General features: G+C 70.2%; 21 protein-coding genes. 11 read left to right on the top strand and 10 right to left on the bottom strand.

The window, feature by feature from the left end; translation table 11 throughout:
- Window positions 1-303: 303 nt before the first annotated feature.
- Window positions 304-1,641: a DivIVA domain-containing protein gene (locus J4573_RS13560; protein ID WP_208255783.1), complete on the top strand. Its 1,338-nt coding sequence runs from the start codon at window positions 304-306 to the stop codon at window positions 1,639-1,641.
- Window positions 1,642-2,061: 420 nt separating this feature from the next.
- Window positions 2,062-3,348, top strand: coding sequence for an AI-2E family transporter (locus J4573_RS53940; protein ID WP_372442835.1), 1,287 nt, complete (start codon window positions 2,062-2,064; stop codon window positions 3,346-3,348).
- A gap of 63 nt (window positions 3,349-3,411) precedes the next feature.
- Here the strand turns inward: J4573_RS53940 and J4573_RS13570 are convergent, their stop codons facing one another.
- The 5 genes from J4573_RS13570 to J4573_RS13590 form a co-directional block, all read right to left on the bottom strand.
- Window positions 3,412-4,284: a hypothetical protein gene (locus tag J4573_RS13570; RefSeq protein ID WP_208255785.1), complete on the bottom strand. Its 873-nt coding sequence runs from the start codon at window positions 4,282-4,284 to the stop codon at window positions 3,412-3,414.
- Between the two features lie 65 nt (window positions 4,285-4,349).
- Window positions 4,350-5,141: an alpha/beta fold hydrolase gene (locus tag J4573_RS13575; RefSeq protein ID WP_208255786.1), complete on the bottom strand. Its 792-nt coding sequence runs from the start codon at window positions 5,139-5,141 to the stop codon at window positions 4,350-4,352.
- A gap of 118 nt (window positions 5,142-5,259) precedes the next feature.
- On the bottom strand, window positions 5,260-5,988 hold the full coding sequence (locus J4573_RS13580) for an alpha/beta hydrolase (protein WP_208255787.1): 729 nt from the start codon (window positions 5,986-5,988) through the stop codon (window positions 5,260-5,262).
- A gap of 14 nt (window positions 5,989-6,002) precedes the next feature.
- Complete coding sequence (locus J4573_RS13585) at window positions 6,003-6,323, bottom strand: Rv1322 family protein (protein WP_208255788.1); 321 nt, start codon at window positions 6,321-6,323, stop codon at window positions 6,003-6,005.
- 164 nt (window positions 6,324-6,487) lie between these two features.
- Window positions 6,488-8,143, bottom strand: coding sequence for a 3-hydroxyacyl-CoA dehydrogenase family protein (locus J4573_RS13590; protein WP_208255789.1), 1,656 nt, complete (start codon window positions 8,141-8,143; stop codon window positions 6,488-6,490).
- Window positions 8,144-8,199: 56 nt separating this feature from the next.
- On the opposite strand from J4573_RS13590, the gene J4573_RS13595 reads away from it, so the two are divergent.
- From J4573_RS13595 to J4573_RS55285, 3 genes are read left to right on the top strand one after another with little or no spacing between them, the layout of a single operon-like run.
- A complete protein-coding gene (locus tag J4573_RS13595; RefSeq protein WP_208255790.1) occupies window positions 8,200-9,195 on the top strand; it encodes an LLM class flavin-dependent oxidoreductase in 996 nt (331 codons plus the stop codon).
- The gene (locus tag J4573_RS13600) at window positions 9,192-9,623 is read left to right on the top strand and encodes a phosphatase domain-containing protein (RefSeq protein WP_208255791.1); all 432 of its coding nucleotides are present in this window, start codon (window positions 9,192-9,194) and stop codon (window positions 9,621-9,623) included. Before J4573_RS13595 ends, J4573_RS13600 begins: the two co-directional genes overlap by 4 nt.
- Window positions 9,624-9,659: 36 nt before the next feature.
- Window positions 9,660-9,782, top strand: coding sequence for a hypothetical protein (locus J4573_RS55285; RefSeq protein ID WP_279575460.1), 123 nt, complete (start codon window positions 9,660-9,662; stop codon window positions 9,780-9,782).
- 68 nt (window positions 9,783-9,850) lie between these two features.
- On the opposite strand, the gene J4573_RS13605 is transcribed toward J4573_RS55285, so the two are convergent.
- The 3 genes from J4573_RS13605 to J4573_RS13615 form a co-directional block, all read right to left on the bottom strand.
- Entirely contained in the window at window positions 9,851-10,237 is a 387-nt protein-coding gene (locus J4573_RS13605; protein WP_208255792.1) for an SCO5389 family protein, read from the bottom strand.
- A 102-nt stretch (window positions 10,238-10,339) separates the two neighbouring features.
- Window positions 10,340-10,534, bottom strand: a complete 195-nt coding sequence (locus J4573_RS13610; RefSeq protein WP_208255793.1) for a hypothetical protein — start codon at window positions 10,532-10,534, stop codon at window positions 10,340-10,342.
- A 132-nt stretch (window positions 10,535-10,666) separates the two neighbouring features.
- Window positions 10,667-11,158, bottom strand: a complete 492-nt coding sequence (locus J4573_RS13615; protein WP_307796617.1) for a GNAT family N-acetyltransferase — start codon at window positions 11,156-11,158, stop codon at window positions 10,667-10,669.
- Window positions 11,159-11,225: 67 nt separating this feature from the next.
- Here J4573_RS13615 and nucS point away from each other — a divergent pair, with 67 nt between their 5' ends.
- The 4 genes from nucS to J4573_RS13635 all read left to right on the top strand — a co-directional run bounded on the left by nucS (window position 11,226) and on the right by J4573_RS13635 (window position 13,872).
- Window positions 11,226-11,915, top strand: a complete 690-nt coding sequence (gene nucS, locus J4573_RS13620) for an endonuclease NucS (protein ID WP_208255795.1) — start codon at window positions 11,226-11,228, stop codon at window positions 11,913-11,915.
- Window positions 11,916-11,984: 69 nt separating this feature from the next.
- The gene (locus J4573_RS13625) at window positions 11,985-12,392 is read left to right on the top strand and encodes a DUF3224 domain-containing protein (RefSeq protein WP_208255796.1); all 408 of its coding nucleotides are present in this window, start codon (window positions 11,985-11,987) and stop codon (window positions 12,390-12,392) included.
- Window positions 12,393-12,414: 22 nt separating this feature from the next.
- Entirely contained in the window at window positions 12,415-12,999 is a 585-nt protein-coding gene (locus tag J4573_RS13630; protein WP_208255797.1) for a TetR/AcrR family transcriptional regulator, read from the top strand.
- Between the two features lie 66 nt (window positions 13,000-13,065).
- Window positions 13,066-13,872, top strand: coding sequence for a site-2 protease family protein (locus J4573_RS13635; RefSeq protein ID WP_208255798.1), 807 nt, complete (start codon window positions 13,066-13,068; stop codon window positions 13,870-13,872).
- 4 nt (window positions 13,873-13,876) lie between these two features.
- Here the strand turns inward: J4573_RS13635 and J4573_RS13640 are convergent, their stop codons facing one another.
- Entirely contained in the window at window positions 13,877-14,542 is a 666-nt protein-coding gene (locus J4573_RS13640) for a TetR/AcrR family transcriptional regulator (protein ID WP_307796618.1), read from the bottom strand.
- A 115-nt stretch (window positions 14,543-14,657) separates the two neighbouring features.
- Between J4573_RS13640 and J4573_RS13645 the strand changes: the two genes are divergently transcribed.
- The gene (locus tag J4573_RS13645; RefSeq protein ID WP_208255799.1) at window positions 14,658-15,479 is read left to right on the top strand and encodes an NAD(P)H-binding protein; all 822 of its coding nucleotides are present in this window, start codon (window positions 14,658-14,660) and stop codon (window positions 15,477-15,479) included.
- A gap of 32 nt (window positions 15,480-15,511) precedes the next feature.
- On the opposite strand, the gene J4573_RS13650 is transcribed toward J4573_RS13645, so the two are convergent.
- On the bottom strand, window positions 15,512-16,039 hold the full coding sequence (locus J4573_RS13650) for a PadR family transcriptional regulator (RefSeq protein WP_208255800.1): 528 nt from the start codon (window positions 16,037-16,039) through the stop codon (window positions 15,512-15,514).
- A gap of 97 nt (window positions 16,040-16,136) precedes the next feature.
- Between J4573_RS13650 and J4573_RS13655 the strand changes: the two genes are divergently transcribed.
- Window positions 16,137-17,504, top strand: a complete 1,368-nt coding sequence (locus tag J4573_RS13655) for a carotenoid oxygenase family protein (RefSeq protein ID WP_208255801.1) — start codon at window positions 16,137-16,139, stop codon at window positions 17,502-17,504.
- Window positions 17,505-17,579 lie beyond the last annotated feature (75 nt).

The following is a 17,579-nucleotide window of genomic DNA, read 5'->3' on the forward strand; positions in this document are numbered from 1 at the left end:
CGCCCAAGATCGTGACGTGTTCGAAATCACAGTGGCTCACGACGACCTCGGAACCCGCCTCTCTGTAGCCGTTCCTGCACGAATGGTGGCTTTGAGGGCCGCATGGCCGCGCACCTGGGGCGTCATCCAGCAAGGTCACAAAAACGACAAAGCACGCAGCGCGTCAAGATGAGCCCCCAACACGGCAGTCGCGGGAGTACGCTTCTTTCGCCGGAAGAGGTCTGGGGCCGAGCGCCCGTCAGCCAGGCGATCAACCGGTCCCCGGATACCACCCGTAGCCCCGTCACATCAGGATTGAGCCACATGCAGTCCGACATCGACGCCCAGCTCAGCAACTTCTTTGAAGACACGCCCCCACGCGAGTTCGACGTGGTGCTTCGCGGCTACGACCGGCACCAGGTCGACGAGCACATCAAGCAGCTCGACAACGAGGTACGCCAGTCGCGCGAGTCGACCCAGGCGCTGCAGCGTGAGCTGTCGGACGCCCATCGGCAGCTGCAGGAGCAGGAACGCCCGACCTACTCAGGTCTCGGCGCCCGCATCGAGCAGCTGCTCCGGCTCGCCGAGGAACAGGCCACCGAGCTCGTCCAGGCCGCCCGTTCCGAGGCCAACGAGATCAAGGCGGCCGCCAAGGTCGACGCCGCCGAGCTCCGCGCCACGGCCGAGAACGAGGCCTCCGAGCTGCGCGCGACCGCGCAGCGCGAGGGCGACGACCTGCGCAACGCCGCCGAGCGTGAGGCCGAGGAGGTGCGCACCTCCGCCCGCCGTGAGTCGGACGAGCTGACCTCCACGACCGAGCGCGAGGTCGCCAAGCTGCGCGCCACCGCCGACCACGAGGTCGCCGAGAAGCGCGCCGCGGCCGAGCGGGAGATCGCCAAGCTCCGCACCACGACCGAGCGCGAGGTCGCCCAGCTGCGCGCCTCGACCAAGCGCGAGCGCGACGAGATCCTCACCACGGCCAAGCGCCAGGCCGACGAGATGCGGGCTCAGGCCCAGCGCATCCTCGAGGAGAGCGAGGCGCAGCGCGCCCAGGCCGAGGCCGAGTTCGAGATCCAGCTGGCCGCCCGCCGCGAGGAGGCCGACCGGCAGGACGCCGAACGGCACGCCGCCGCCCAGGCCGCCACCCAGAAGCTGGTGGCCGAGGCCGAGCAGCGCGCCGCCTCCGCCGAGCAGCGGGCCGCCAAGGCGACCCAGCAGGCCGAGCAGACCCGGCGCGAGGCCGACTCGCACGCCAAGCAGCTCATGGCGAACGCGCGCAAGAACTCCGACCAGGTCATCTCCGAGGCCAAGGGCCAGGCCGAGCAGCTGCTCGCCGAGACCAAGGCCGAGGCCGACCGGGTCCGCACCTCCGCGCAGCGCCAGGTGGACGAGCTCACGCGCCAGCGCGACAGCATCACCAGCCACCTGAACCAGCTCCGCCAGCTGATCGGTGGCATGCAGCCGCCGATGGGCCTCCCGGAAGAGCTCCCCGCGGCCCCCGAGAAGGCGGCCATCGAGAGCAAGCCCGCGCAGGGCGGCGGGCAGCCCAAGCCGCAGCCCGCGGCGGCCAAGGCCGCACCCGCCAAGGGTGGCCAGCAGGGTCAGGGCAACGCTCAGGGCAAGAAGCAGAACGAGGACGACGAGGACTGGTGGCAGGAGTAGTTCCGCCCGTTCGCCACGGAGGCTGCATCCCTGGCTGACTCAATCCGTTCCACTGCGAAAAGCCTAGAAGGAGACATCTCCTCTAGGCTTTTCGCATCTGCGGAGTAAAGAAGTAAAGAGGAGTACGGCGTGCCGGAGGAGACCCCCCAGAAGGACCGGGCGGCGGCCACTGAGGGTCGCCCGGCCGAGGAGAGCCCCGTGCCCTCTGAGGAGAGCCCCGCAACCCCAAAGGAGAGTCCCGCCCCGAAGAAGGGCCCCGCGAGCTCTAAGAAGAGCTCTGAGGCTCCTGAGGCCCCTGAGACAGAGGGCGGCGAGGCTCAGGAGGCCGAGACCGAGGCCGAGACCGAGGCCGGGGCCGAGACCGAGACCGAGGCCGGGGCTGAGGCTGAGGCGGCGGAGGCCGAGGCGCCTGAGTCTGCGGTGGCCAAGGCGAGGAAGAAGCAGGTGCCCTCCCCCGCGCCGCCGCCCGACGACGACGCGCCGGAGCCCCCGGACGCACGCGAGGCGGTCGAGGCACGGCAGGAGGCCGCCGAGAACCGGCTGCCCGCCGTGCGCGAGGACGAGGCGGGCGACCTCGACGACGTCCCCGACCCGGCGCACGATCTGGAGCAGCGCAAGGTCGAGGCGGGCGTGGACCAGCGGTTCCCGTTCGGCCGGCCAGGCGAGCCGATCGGCACCTCGCACCCGTTCAAGTTCGGCTTCATCGCCGCGCTCGGCGTGATCACCGCCTGGATGCTGGTCCAGGCGGCGCAGAACGCCAAGTCGGTGATCGTGATGATCGTCGTGGCGCTGTTCCTGGCGGTCGGACTGAACCCCGCGGTGGAGCGGCTGAAGAAGGTCGGGATGCCGCGCACGCTGGCGGTCGCGACGGTCTTCCTCGGCGTGATCCTGTTCTTCGCCGGCTTCGTCGCCTCGCTGGTGCAGCCGGTCTCCGAGCAGACCGACCAGCTCCGCAAGAACATCCCCCACTACGTGCAGCAGCTCCAGGACAACAAGACGCTGGCCAAGTGGGACAAGCGCTATCACCTGCTGGAGAAGGCCGAGAAGGCCGTCAACAGCAACGGCTTCCAGCAGGGGCTGACCGACACCGCGACCGGCATCGGCAAGGTCGCGCTGAACGGCGTCTTCCAGACGATCACGATCCTGATCCTGACGCTGTACTTCCTCAGCTCGCTGCCGCAGATCAAGACGTTCTTCTACCAGCTCGCCCCGCGCTCACGAAGAGCCCGCGTCGCCCTGCTGGGCGACGAGATCCTGGACCGGATCGGCGGCTACGTGGCGGGCCAGTTCACCATCGCTTTCATCGCGGGCGTCTCGACCTACATCTTCCTGTCGGTCCTCGACGTGAAATACGCGACCGCGCTGGCGCTCATCGTCGCGGTCACCGACCTGATCCCGCTGATCGGCGCGACGATCGGCGCGGTGATCGTCTGTCTCGTCGCGTTCCTCACCGGCGGTGATCACAGCATCACGCACGGGATAGCCTGCATCATCTTCTACGTGATCTACCAGCAGGTGGAGAACTACGTCGTCTACCCGCGCGTGATGAAACGGACGGTGGACGTCCAGCCCGCGGTGACCATCGTGGCGGCGCTGGTCGGCGCGGCCCTGCTCGGGGTCGTCGGCGCGCTGCTGGCGATCCCGACGGCGGCGGCGATCTCGCTGCTGATCCGGGAAGTCGTGATGCCCCGCCAGGAGAACATGTAGCCCTCCCGGCGAGGCATCGTCACGACCCGCAGGTTCTTGCCGTTCTTGCCGTTCTCGCCGGTCCTACTTGGTCCAGATGCCGGCGTAGACGTTGCCGCCGCCGGCGATCTGGATCGGGTGGGCGCCCTGCGTGCGGCCCTTGTTGACGTACGCGGTCAGCTGCGCGGACGTGAGGCCCGTGCGCTCGGCCCAGGCGCCGACCTTGTCGTTGCGCCAGATGGCGCTGTAGGTGTTGCCGGTGCCGACCACCACGTAGGACGTGCGGTAGCCCTTCTTCACCTGCGCCTTGAAGAGCTTGTCGTGCGCGCTGAAGCTCTTGGCCAGCGAGACGCTCCACTTCACCTTGCGCGGGTTGGCGGCCCACACGCCCAGGTAACGCGGCGACTTGGCGGTGCCATAGGCGTCGATGGACACCGGGATGTAGCCGTGGCTCGCCGCGTACTTGTTGTACGAGGCGAGCTTGGCGGCGCTCAGGTCGCCCCAGGAGAAGAACTTGCCGCCCTTCTTCTCGAAGACGCCCGAGTACAGGGCCGACGCGCTCGGGCCGGTGGCCGTGACGACGGTCGGCTGGTAGCCCTTCTTGCGAAGACCGTCGAAGGTCTTCTGGAACTTGGCGCGCGACTGCCCGATGACCTCGGTGAACGCGGGGCCCGACTTCTTCAGCCACACCGCGGCGTACTTGGGGTGCGCCCGGTCGGACACGTTCAGCGAGACGAGGCGGTAGCCGCTCTTGGAGAGCTTCTTGTACTGCCCCACGTGGTAGGCGGCCGTCTTGCCGTGGTACTCCACGAACGGCGTGCCCTTGGCGGCGGCAGCGGTGGCTGCGACGGGCGCGGCCGACTTGGCGGAGTGACCGCCGGTCTGGCTCGCGGCGACGGGAACGGCGACGCCGGCGGCGGCCACGGTGGCCACGCCCGCGATGATGTATTTTTTCACCCAAAAAGATCTACCAGACATGGCACAAACCGGGGATTGGGCCCCCGAAACCGACCTTCCGCGCGTCAGTTCGTCATCCGCGCCAGCGCCGCCGCGAACTCCGCGACCGCCTGGTTGAACAGATCCGGCTGCTCGACCGCGCACAGGTGTCCCGCACGCGGGATGACCAGCAGTTCGGCGTTCGGCAGCGCGTCGACCATGGCGTGCGCGTCCTCCTCGGTGGCGAGGGTGTCCTCGGAGCCGACGATGACCAGCGCGGGCACCTTCAGCTCGCGCAGCGTCTCGAAGCTCTCGGCCCGCGCGGCCATCGCACGCTGCGCCCACGCCGCCGCCCGCGGCGGTGTCGCCTGGACGAGCCCGCGAACCCGCCCGTAGACCAGGGCGCGCTGCCGCAGCGTCGTCGGGCCGACCAGGTCGGGGAGCACCTCGTCCACCAGCACCGCGACCGTGCCGTCGGTCTCCAGCCGTTCGGCCTGGCGGACACGGCCGTCGCGGACCTCATCGGTGTCGGCCGAGGCCCGGGTGTCGGCCAGGACGACGCCCATCACCAGGTCAGGGTGGCGGCGGCACATGGCCATCGCCACGTACCCGCCCATGGACAGCCCGCCGACGACCGCGCGGGTGATGCCCAGCCGGCGGAACAGCCGCGCGACGTCGTCGGCCATCTCCTCGATCGACGGCTCGTCGCCGCCCAGCACCGAGCCGCCGAACCCGCGCAGGTCGGGGGTGATGACCCGGAACCGGGTCGCCAGCCCCTCGCGTTGGTTCAGCCACATCGCCGAGGACAGCGGGAACGCGTGCAGCAGTACGAGTGGCGTGCCAGAGCCGACGTCCCTTGCGTACAACTGCACGGTCATGGTGGAGAGGCCCTCCCCGGCGACGGTCGCGATTACCCACCGTCCATACGGCGGCTAGGCAATCGTCACCCCGATCGCGGGTCAGCGGAGGGGAGTGGCCGTGATCGGTCGCACTCGTTTAGCCGTCCGAAATGTCCCATTCGGTGGGCAGCGGGTACGCGTCCGGGGCGACCCTCTTGACGATCTCGTTCAACACGATCCGGACATACGGCTCACCGACCCACAGATGCTTGGCGCCGTCCACCGCGACCACCTCTGCCTGCGGGATTCTCTTGAAACGTTCCCGTGCCTCAGCGGGCCTCAGATAGTCGTCGAACTCGGGAACGAGGGCCACCACGGGCCGCCCGTCCGGGTCGGCGCCCCACGCGTCCAGGTCGGCGTCGCTCGCGCGATGCAGCGGCGGCGACAACAGGAGCAGGCCCTCGACGCCCGGATCCCGACCCCATGTGAGCGCGAGTTCGGTGCCGAACGACCAGCCCAGCAGCCACGGATGCGGTAGATCGTGATACTCAGCGTATTCAATCGCCGCGGCGACGTCGTAGCGCTCGGTCTCGCCCTCGCCGAACTCGCCCTGGCTGGTGCCTCGCGCCGAGGTCGTGCCCCGCGTGTTGAAGCGCAGCACGGCGAGACCGGCGAGCGCGGGCAGCCGGTAGGAGGCCTTGCGCTGCACGTGGCTGTCCATCATGCCCTCGGCCGTCGGCAGCGGGTGCAGGCAGACCAGGGTCGCGACCGGCGGCCGATCCTCGGGAAGCGCGAGCTCGCCCACGAGCTCCAGCCCGTCGGCGGTGTGCAGCGTGATGTCCTCGCGCCGCGCCGGCAGGACGGTGCCCGCCCGGATCTCCCCCATCGCTTCCCTTCCGTTCAGTAGCGCGGGCCGTTGCGCGAACGCTGGACGTTCGGCGTGCGGCGGCCGCGGGCGTTCCAGCACGGGCGGTGCCAGTGCCGGCGGTCGTCGGTGCCGCCGCGCTCGTCCGCGGGCCAGGCGACGACATGCGGCACCCCGGCGGGGATCAGCTGGTCGCAGCCCGGGCAGCGGTACGGCTTGATCGCGTTCGCCCCGGCGACCGTCCGGACGATCCACTCGCCGTCCGGGCCCTCCTCGGTGCTCTGGCCCCACAGCGAACCGCTCGCGCCCTCCGGCTGCGCGCCGGGCGCGTTGCGGCGGTTCTTCCGAGGGCTCATGACTCCAGGATATGGGCCGCTGGAGTCCCTGGTTTCACACCAATATCGGCGAACCGGTTGAGCGCAAAGATCGGATACCTCTAGGTTCGCGAACGTTCGCGGTGAAGGGTCCCTGCGTGCTCCCCCATGCGGGGACCCTTCCCGTTGAGCGTCGTACGGGCCGGTCAGCGCAGCGTGCGGCGGGCCGTGTAGTACTCCTCCAGCAGCGGTGTCGGCGCCAGGGCCTGCTCGCGGCTCTCGGCGTAGAGGGCCCGCAGGCCGGTGATGACCCGGGCCAGGCCCAGGCGGTCCAGGTCGGTGATCGGCCCGCTCGGGTAGCCGCAGCCCAGCGTCATCGCGGCGTCGATCGAGTCGGCGTCGGCGTAGCCCGCGCCTAGCATCGCCGCCGCGTCGTTCAGGTACGGGAAGCGCAGCGCGTCCACGATGAAGCCGGCGCGGTCCCGGCAGCGCACGGTGGTGATGCCCGTGGCCCTCAGCAGCGCGGCCGCCTTGTCCACGGCGGCGGCGTCGCTGAGGACGGTGGGCGCGACCTCCGCGAACCTCGTGATCCAGGACTCCGGGAAGTTCAGCGCCACGACGTCGCCGGGCCGGCCGGTGGCGGCGGCGAGTCCGGCGGCGGGGGCGGCCGGGGCCACGACGCCGAGGACGGCACCCGGGGCCACGGCGGCGAGCTCCGAGAGCGACGCGGCGTCGCCGCGCACGTCGATGATCAGGTCGGCGTCGGCCAGCCCGGCGCGCCCGTGCGCGCGCCTCACCCTCGCCTCCTTGGTGAGGATCGCCCCCAGGGCGTCCTCCAGGCCCTCGTCGGAGGCGTCGTAGATGACCTCCCTGGCGTCGCCGTGCCAGGCGAGCAGCATGATGATCTCGGCCGCGAGCCGGCCGGAGCCCGCGACGCCCACGACCGGCGCGTCCGCGATGGCGAGGGTGCCGATGGGGTCCGGCTCGGCGGCCGGGGCGGACGTGTCGTAGGAGTAGAAGCCGTGGCCGGTCTTGCGGCCGAGCAGCCCGGCGGTGACGAGCTCGCGCAGCAGCGGCGACGGGGCGTGGCGCCGGTCCCGCGACTCGCGGTAGATGGCCTCCAGCACCTCCAGGCAGGTGTCCAGCCCGATGAGGTCCATGAGCGTGAACGGCCCCATCGGCAGCCCGCCGCCGGCCTTCATCGCCGCGTCGATGTCGTCGCGGGTCGCGTGCCCGGACTCCAGCATCCCGGCGGCCTGGTTGAGGTAGCCGAACAGCAGCCGGTTGGCGACGAACCCGGCGCGGTCGCCGATCGAGACCGGCGTCTTGCCGAGGCTCTTCACCAGGTTCGCGACCCGGCCCGCGGCGCCGTCCTCGGTGAGCACGGTCCCGATCACCTCGACCAGCTTCATCACCGGCGCCGGGTTGAAGAAGTGCACGCCGACGATCTTGGCGGGCCGGTTGGTGGTCACCGCGATGTCGGTCACCGACAGCGAGGAGGTGTTGGTGGCGAGCACGGCGTCGTCCCGGCAGACCCGGTCCAGCTCCTCGAACACCCGGCGCTTCAGGTCCAGGCGCTCCGGCACGGCCTCGATGACCAGGTCGCACTCGGCGAGGGCCGCGAACTCGGTGGACAGCGCGATCCGGTCGAGGATCTCCTGCTTGCCCTCCTCGGTCAGCTTGCCGCGCTTCACCGCGCGCCCGGTCGAGGTCTCCAGGTTGCCGCGCCCGCGGTCGAGCGCCTGCCGGTCGACCTCGATGCCGACCACCTCGACGCCGCCGCGAGCGAGCACCTCGGCGATGCCCGCGCCCATGGTGCCCAGTCCGACGACCCCGACCCTGCTGAACGATCCGCTGCTCATGCCGGGCAGTCTCGCAGAGCCGCTCAGTTACGCCCAAGTTCGGGTACCACTCTCGAGTGCGCTTCGGAATCTTCCTCCTGGCGACCCGTTACCCAGGTCAGTCGGACGCCGACGCCCTCGCCCGTACGGTGGAGGCGGCCGTCGCGGCCGAACGCGCCGGGTTCGATGACGTGTGGCTGGCCGAGCACCACTTCATGTCGTACGGCGTCTGCCCGTCGGCGACGACCCTGGCCGGTCACCTCCTCGCGCTCACGAGCCGCGTCCACGTGGGAACGGCGGTCAGCGTCCTGTCCAACCAGCACCCGGTGGCGCTGGCCGAGCAGGCGGCGCTGCTGACACTGCTGTCCGGCGGCCGTTTCCGCCTGGGCGTGGGGCGCGGCGGGCCGTGGCGGGATCTTGAGGTCTTCGGAACGGGTCTCGCCCGCTATGAGGAGGCGTTCGCCGAGTCGCTCGACCTCCTCCTCGGATGGCTGAATGGGGAGCGGCTCGGCTGGGCGGGCGATCACTTCGCCTTCCGCGAGGTCCCGGTCGTCCCGCACCTGGCAGCTCCACCGCCCGTCGTCGTGGCCTGCACTTCGCTCTCGACTGAAAAGATCACCGCGAGCCGTGGTCTTCCTATGCTGCTGGGCATGCACGTGAGCGACACCGAGAAGCGGGAGGCCGTCTCCCGATACGAAGACCATGGCGGCGGGCACGCGCCGCACGTCTCCGCGCACCTGGCCCAGGTCGCCGACTCCCGTTCGGAGGCGGAAGGGCTGCTGATGCGCGAGATGCCCACCTGGCTCGGCCCCGGGCTCGAGGGGTACGTGGCGGTCGACGACCGGCCGCGTTCACCCCGCGACCCCGCCGCCTACACCCGCCACCTGATCGGCCTGCACCCGGTCGGCTCCCCCGACGACTGCGCCGAGTCGCTCCTGGCGACCGCGGAGAGCACCGGCATCCAGCACCAGATCTTCCTTGTGGAGGCCGCGGGCTCTCGGGAGGCCACGCTCGAGAACATCGCGCGGCTGGGCGCCGAGGTCCTTCCCAAGGTCCGGGCGGCGACGGCATGACCCTGACGAACGCGATCGAACTCCCCGACGGCACCTGGATCAGGGGACGCGGGCTCCGCAACCCGGAGCCGGACGACACCGACGCCCCCGACTACGGCCTCTACCTGGGCTCCCGGCGTCTCCAGCGCCGCCACGACGCCGCGCTCACCTGGCCGCACGACTGGATCGAGTGGCCCGACTTCCTGCTCCCCCGCGACCGGGCCGCCGCCGTGCGCCAGATCCAGAAGCTGCACGAGAAGGCGCGGTCGGGCCGGGCCGAGGTCGCGTGCGGCGGAGGCGTCGGACGCACCGGCACGGTCATCGCCTGCCTCGCCGTGCTCTCCGGCCTGCCGGCGAACGAGGCCGTCGCCTGGACCAGGGCGAACTACAACAAACGTGCGGTGGAAACGCCCTGGCAGCGTCGCTGGGTGGAGAATTACAGAAAGTAGTCGCGCCATCACCGATTCGGACGTATGGTCGTCATCATGCCCGAAAGCGATGTCGCAGAGACACCCGACTACATGGACCTCCTCGACTCGATCAAGGAGCTCATCGACGAATACACCCGAGCGGGCGAACCCGAGCAGGACGAGCAGTCCGGCTCGTGAGTTCGGCCCCGGAACGTGAGAACCGGCCCTCCGCGCGGGAGGGCCGGTTCTCTGTGTGAGGAGGGGTGTCAGCAGTCGCGCAGCTCGGGCGACTGGTTCAGGATCTGCTCACGGGGAGTGACGAAGCGATCGAACGCGGCGGACTCGCCCGCCGGGAAGACCGCGACGCGGTGGCAGTTCTGGAAGGCCAGCCGGACGCCGAAGTAGCGTTCCAGCGTGCCGCGCATGGCATCGCTGGCCAGCACCCGGAGCAGTTGCCCGCGGGCCTTCTCGTCCGGCGGCGGCGTGTGGTTGTCGGCGAACTCGCCACCGTCCACCTGGAGCCTGGCGACCAGGCCGCTGATCATTTCCCAGGCGTACGGGAGCGAGGTCCGGATGCAGTCGACGAAGGCGGCGTCGTCGATCTCGCCCTGCTGTGCCGTCTCAAGGAGTTCGGGAGTCACGTCAAGGGACATGCGGGTTCCTTTCACCCGGCGTGATGAAGACGAACCATCTGTGACGCTAAATCCCGTTTCCGAAGAATTCCAGGTCTTGACAGCGGTCGGCCGAGTATTGACTCAGCGGGCGGTGGCGGGCCGGTGCGCCTGCTGGGCCTTCCGTGAGCGCCGTACGGTCAGCGCGTTCACCACCCGCGACTCCCAGTACTTGCGCGCCTTGCGGACGGCGGCGGCGTCGTGGTCGGCGCGGGCCTCGGCCTGCATGTCCCGAACGCGCTCCTGCATGACCGAGTAGACGATGTCGTTGTGGAACATGGCCCCTCCTAGGCTCCCCGGGCCGATCCCCTCGGCCCGACACCCTCTACGTTCGTTCTAAGGCCCCGGTGCCCACATCGGGACGACGCCTTAGTTCCGCGCGCGAAAGGGACTTAGCCTGCTCAGGGGGACTTAGGACGGGAGGGGGCGGCCCATGATGACGTCGTCCACGTACTGGCCGTCGATGTAGAACTCCCCTGGCATGACGCCCTCCACGGCGAACCCGGCCGCCTCGTACAGCCGCCTGGCGCCCGCGTTCCAGCCCAGCACGCGCAGGGTGATCCGCCGCGCGCCCTGCCGTACGGCCTCGACGCAGGCCGCGTCCACCAGTGCCCGGCCCACGCCGCGCCCGCGCTCGGACGAATCCACGACCAGCCCCTGGATCTGCCGGACATGATCGCCCGACGGGAACGGGATGTCCTGTACGACCCTGACGTAGCCCGTCACGCGGCCTTCGCGCTCAGAGACCAGGTAGTGCTCGGGCGGGTGGCCGCGGTCGAAGAAGGGCCGGTCCGCGGGCGGCCGCGGCGTGATGGCGTGCAGGGTGGACCACTCGCGGTGGTCCAGCTCGGCCAGGGCCGTGCCGTCGGCGGCCCGGGCCACGCGGATCTCGGTGTCGCTCACCCGATCAGTGTCCTCGAATCGGCGCAGCGGGCGCGAGGGGCCGCCGCTCTCACTAAGGTGGTCCATCGTGCGTCTCGTTATCGCCCGCTGCAGCGTCGACTACGCCGGCAAGCTCACCGCCCATCTCCCGCTGGCCCTCCGGCTCATCCTGATCAAGGCCGACGGGTCGGTGAGCGTGCATGCCGACGACCGCGCCTACAAGCCGCTGAACTGGATGAACCCGCCGTGCTCCCTGCGCGAGGAGCCGTTCGTCGAGCCCGACGAGAGCGGCGTGATCGCCCGCTGGACCGTCACGCACAGCAAGTCGGGCGAACGGCTGATCCTCAACGTCCACGAGCTCGTGCACGACTCCAGCCACGAGCTCGGCCTGGACCCCGGCCTCCAGAAGGACGGCGTCGAGGCCCACCTCCAGGAGCTGCTCGCCGAGCACATCACCACCCTCGGCGACGGCTGGACGCTGATCCGCCGCGAGTACCCGACCGCGATCGGCCCGGTCGACATCCTGTGCCGCGACGAGGGCAGCGCGACCGTCGCCGTCGAGATCAAGCGCCGCGGCGAGATCGACGGCGTCGAGCAGCTCACCAGGTACCTGGAACTGCTGAACCGCGACCCGCACCTGGCCCCGGTCCGCGGCATCTTCGCGGCCCAGGAGATCAAGCCGCAGGCCCGCGTCCTCGCCACCGACCGCGGCATCGACTGCGTCACCCTCGACTACGACGCCCTGCGCGGCATCGAGCACGAGGGCACCCTCTTCTAGCCCCGTTCCCCCGCCCTTCTGGCGCCGTCCTCTTGGCGCGTTCCGTGCGCGGCTTGGCATCATGACGTCATGACTCTTCACGCCGCGGGCACCTTCGACATCGACACCTGGGACGCGGAGAAGCCCTACGAGGAGGGCGACGGCCAGAAGCTGACCCGCGTGCACGTGCGCAAGACCTTCCACGGCGACATGGTGGGGACGAGCACCACCGACCTGATCACGGTCGAGACCAAGGCCGGGCCCGCGGCGTACGTGGGGATCGAGACCGTGCGGGCCATCCTGCACGGGCGCGAGGGGACGTTCGTTCTCCAGCACTCGGCGGGCAGCGAGGACGGCACCGCCGAGACGCAGTGGCTGCGGTGGCTGATCGTGCCGACCTCGGGCACCGGCGAGCTCGCGGGCATCAGCGGGCAGGGCACGATCGAGGTCGGCGAGGACGGCGGCCATTCCTGGACGCTCGAGTACGCGCTGGACTGAGCACCCCTTGTAATCTTCAGGCATGTCCCAGGCGACCACCGACACCACGCGCGAACGCATCATCGATGCGGCGGAGAAGTGCTTCGCGCGGTTCGGCCTCGCCAAGACCACGGTCGAGGACATCGCCGCCGCGGCCGGGCTGTCGCGGGCGACGGTCTACCGCAGCATCACCGGCGGGCGGGACGAGCTGATCCTGGCGGTCGTGCTGCGCGACCTGCAGCGGTTCATGGACCGGCTCGCCGAGCGGCTGCGGCGCAAGCAGTCGGTCACCGACGCGGTGATCGAGGGCACCATGGACGCCGTCGAGTTCGTCCGGAACGAGCCGACGGTCGCCGCGTTCCTGGCCCCGGAGGCCGCCGGGCACATGCAGGCGGCGGTGGCGGGCGCGGCCGAGCACGTGCTGGCGCTGTGCTGCGACTACGTCCGGCCCTACTTCGACCTCGCCCAGCGGGAACGGCTGCTGCGGCAGGACATCGAGGTCGAGGGGACCGTGGAGTTCCTGTTCAGGATCATCACCTCACTGATCGTGATGAACCGGAACCGCGACGACACCGGCACACGTTCCTTCCTACGTACGTATGTCGTGCCCGTCATCGTCGGGCCTTGACCCGAGTGATGCCGCCGAGGCGGTAGCGTCTTTGATCAGCTGAGACACCTGGAGAGGGACACGAGCATGGGATCGGTACACAAGATGCGAGGCCGCTCGGCGGTCTCACCGAGCCCCGTGTTCCTGGCGATCGTGGCCGCCACGGTGATCTTCGGGCTGATGACCTGGCGCTATGGCAACACCCTCGGCGACCGCTTCAGCCTGGTGCGGATCTCGGTGTTCGGCTTCGTGCTGTCCGGCTGGGTGCTGTCGCTGTGCGTCCACGAGTTCGGGCACGCCTACCTGGCCTATCGTTCCGGCGACCACAGCGTCGCCACCCGCGGCTACCTCACGCTCAACCCGGCCAAGTACGCCGACATGACGCTGAGCTTCCTCATCCCGGTGCTGTTCATCCTGCTCGGCGGCATCGGCCTGCCGGGCGGCGCGGTCTGGATCGACCGCGGGGTGATCAGGGGCAAGGTCCGGCACAGCCTGATCTCGGCGGCGGGACCGCTGGCGAACGTGTTCTTCGCGATCATCCTGGCCGTGCTCTTCAAGAACTTCGCGCACGCCGACCACACGGTCTTCTGGTCGGCGCTGGCGTTCCTGGCGTTCCTCCAGGTCACCGCCGCGATCCTCAACCTGCTGCCGATCCCGGGCCTGGACGGCTTCGGGATCGTCGAGCCGTACCTGCCCCGGCCCTGGGTGCAACAGGCCAACCAGTACGGCGGCTACATCTTCCTCGGCCTGATCGCCCTGCTGTGGGTCGGGCCGATCAACCGGGCGTTCTTCGACCTGATCTACAACGTGACCGACGCCCTGGGCGTGGGCGACTTCTTCATCCAGCTCGGCCACTACTTCTTCCAGTTCTGGCGCCAGCTGCCGGGCCAGTGATCCGCTAGGCCTCTGTGGGCCCGGCGTCCTCGGCTGTGGGCCCGGCGTCCTTCGCGGCGCCGGTGCCCAGGCGGCGGACGATCCGGCGTACGCCCTCGATGTAGCGCTCGCGGAACTCCGGTGACTCCGGGTCCAGGCCGTAGATCCGCCGGACCGCGTTCGGCAGCACGATCGGGGCCGCGGTGAGGGCGTGCATCATCAGCATGACCGCCGCCGGATCGAGGTCCTCGGCCAGCTCGCCGTCCGCCTGGCGGTCCTCCAGGTTCGAGAGGTCTTCCCGGGGGCCGATCGGGAGGTCCTTGGGGTCCTCGGTCAGGCCGCGCCAGGCCTCCAGCCGGGTGCCGCGCGGGTCGTCCAGCGTGTGCCGCAGGTAGAGCAGCAGCAGCTCGTCGAGCGGCAGGTCGGGGCCGTTGAACCCGGCCTCCTGCGCCATCCACTGGCGGCCGAGTTCGCAGTAGAGCCCCTCCTTGCCGCCGAAGTAGTAGTTGATCAACTGCTTGTTGACCCCGGCGCGGTCGGCGATGTCCTGGACGCGCGCGCCCGCGAAGCCCTTGGCGGCGAACTCGTCCTTGGCGGCCTCGATGAGCAGCCGGCGCGACCGTTCGGCGTCCAGCTTGCGCTCCCCCGGCCCCGGCGACCGGCGAGGCGGCGGCCTCATCTCCTGCGTCACTCGCTCATCGTAACCGCCCTGGTGACGGCGTCATCCATCCACCTGGTTGACGTCTTCATCCATTTGGTTGAAGATGGGCGTCGTCGTCCTGCCGCACCCTTTCCTGGAGACCTTGATGATCTTGATCACCGGCGCCACCGGCAATGTCGGCCGCCACCTCGTCACCGCACTGCTGGACGCCGGGGAGAAGGTGCGCGCACTCACCCGCGACCCCGCCACCGCCAGCCTTCCGGAGGGCGCCGAGGTCGCCCGCACCGACGAGATGCCCATGGACGACGTGGAGGCGGTGTTCTTCAACCCGGCGGCGTCATGGAACGGACCGGGCGAGCTCCTGGAGAAGGCGGCCGCACACGGAGTCCGCCGCGTCGTGATGCTGTCCTCGCTGGCCTGCACCTACGAAGAGGGCCCGGCCAACCCGATCGGCACGCACCATCTGAAGATGGAACGCGAGGTCGAGGCGTCCGGACTGGAATGGACGTTCCTGCGGCCCGGCCTGTTCGCCACCAACAGCCTGGTCTGGGCCGACCAGATCCGGAACGGGGGTGCGGTGCAGGGGGCCTACGCCGAGGCGCAGTTCTCCCCCACCCACGAGCGCGACATCGCGGACGCGGCGGCACAGGCGTTCCTGACCGACGACCACGTGGGGGCCAAGCCGCTCCTCACCGGCCCGGAGTCCCTCACCCACGCCGAGATGGTCGCCACCGTCGGCGAGGCGATCGGGCGGCCGGCGCGGTTCGAGGAGATCGCGCCGGAGGTGGCGCGCGAACGGATGGTCGGCGGCCACATGACCCCGCAGATCGCGGACTCGATTCTGCGGATGCAGGCCGCGGCGGTGGGCGTGCCCGCCCTGATCGCCCCGGACGTCGAGCGCGTCATCGGCCACCCGGCCCGCACGTTCGCCCAGTGGGCGGCCGACCACGCCGCCGACTTCAGCTGACGGCCACCGCCGGCGACGGCGGCCGCGGTTGATCAGGACTCGCGGGTCTTCAGCTCGTTCTCGGCCCACTCGGCCCACTCCCGGCGCATGGCCATGAAGCGGCGCCCGTACTCCATGGCCAGCCGCCCGTAGACCGACAGGTTGTCGTCGCCCCAGTCGATCCGCCCCTGGAGGGCGGCGAGCTCCTCGGCTCGCCGCCCCATGTCCTCGGCTCGCGCGTGCAGATAGGCCTGAGCCTGGTCCGGATCCAGCTGCCCGAGGAAGAAGACGCGCAGCAGCGTCGCGTCCCGGCGGGCCTGCTTGGGCTCCTCCTCCAGCAGCCAGCGCCGCAGCTCCCCACGGCCGGCCTCGGTGACCCCGTACTCCTTGCGACCGCGCGGGCCCTCGGCCGTGACCTCGATGAGCCCGTCGGCCGTGAGCTTGCCCAGCTCCCCGTACACCTGGCTCTGGTTGGCCGACCACACGTTGCCGAGGGAGACCTCGAACATCTTCATCAGGTCGTAGCCGCTGCCGCCGTCGAGCTCGGCGAGCAGGCCCAGCACCGCATGTCGCAGACTCATGCTTCTAACTGTACACGTCGGTGTTGACATGTCACTTCTGAAATGTCTAGATTTGAGAGGTCGGATCGATCGAGGAGCACCAGCGAGATGAGCCGAGATGAGCACTGACACCGACCGCCCGCTCTGGCTGAGCGGCCACATGGCGCCCGTCCCCGACGAGATCGACGCCGTCGGCCTCGAGGTCACGGGAACGCTCCCCGACGAGCTCACCGGCCGCTACTTCCGCAACGGCCCGAACCCGCTGCCCGGCAACGACTCGGGTCACTGGTTCACCGGCCACGGCATGATCCACGGCGTCCGGCTGAACGGGGGCCGCGCCGAGTGGTACCGCAACCGGTGGGTCCGCACGAAGAAGCTGGCCGACAACTCCCCGTTCCTGCGCGACGACCTGACCTTCGACCGCGCCGCCGTGCACGCCAACACGCACGTCATCCCGCACGCGGGCAAGATCCTGGCGCTGGTCGAGGTCGGCTTCCCGTACGAGATGACGCCCGAGCTGGAGACGGTCGGCCCGTGCGACTTCGGCGGCAGGCTGACCACCGGGATGACCGCGCACCCGAAGCAGGACCCGGTCACCGGTGAGCTGCTGTTCTTCGGCTACGGGTTCATGGGGCCCTACCTCACCTACCACCGGCTGTCGGCGGACGGGGAACTGGTCGAGAGCCGCGACATCGACGTTCCCGGGCCGACGATGATGCACGACTTCGCCATCACCGAGAACCACGTGGTCTGGATGGACCTGCCGGTGGTGTTCGACCTGGAGCTGGTGAACGGCAGCATGCCGTTCCGCTGGGACGACGGCTATGGCGCGCGGCTCGGCGTGATGCCCCGGCACGGCGACGGTCCCGTGCGCTGGTTCGACATCGACCCCTGCTACGTCTTCCATGTCGGGAACGCACACGAGGACGAGCAGGGCCGCGTCGTGCTGGACGGCGCTCGCTACAGTCCCGCCGCCTTCACGGCGATCTGGTCCGAGACCGGCGGGCCGGTCTCGGAGGTTCCAGCCGCCGACGCGAAGGACCCCGCGACGGCCGCCGCGTCGACCGGGTCCGCGCGCCTGCACCGCTGGACGCTCGACCCGGCGACCGGCAAGGCCACCGAGGAGGCGCTGGACGACCGCGGCGTGGAGTTCCCCACCCACGACGACACCCGGACCGGCCACCGGCACCGCTACCTCTACACCGAGGCCGACGGCGGCGCGATCGTGAAGTACGACCTGCGCACCGGCTCCTCCACGGCGCTGGAGCTCGGGGCCGACATGGCGCCGGGCGAGGCGGTCTTCGTGCCGGCCGAGGGCGCGCGGGCCGAGGACGAGGGCTGGCTGATGACCATCGTCTCCGACCGGGCGGGCAAGGGCTCGGAGCTGCTGGTGGTGAACGCGGCCGACCTGTCCCGTACGGCGTCGGTACGACTGCCGCGCCGCGTACCGGCCGGATTCCACGGCAGCTGGATCCCGGACGCCTAAGTCAGGGACGCCTAAGTCAGGGACATCACGCTTAACCCAGGGGCATAAGGTGATTTACTAGGCGGTATCTCATGC

Source organism: Actinomadura barringtoniae, assembly GCF_017573505.1.
In the GTDB taxonomy this organism is placed as follows: domain Bacteria; phylum Actinomycetota; class Actinomycetes; order Streptosporangiales; family Streptosporangiaceae; genus Spirillospora; species Spirillospora barringtoniae.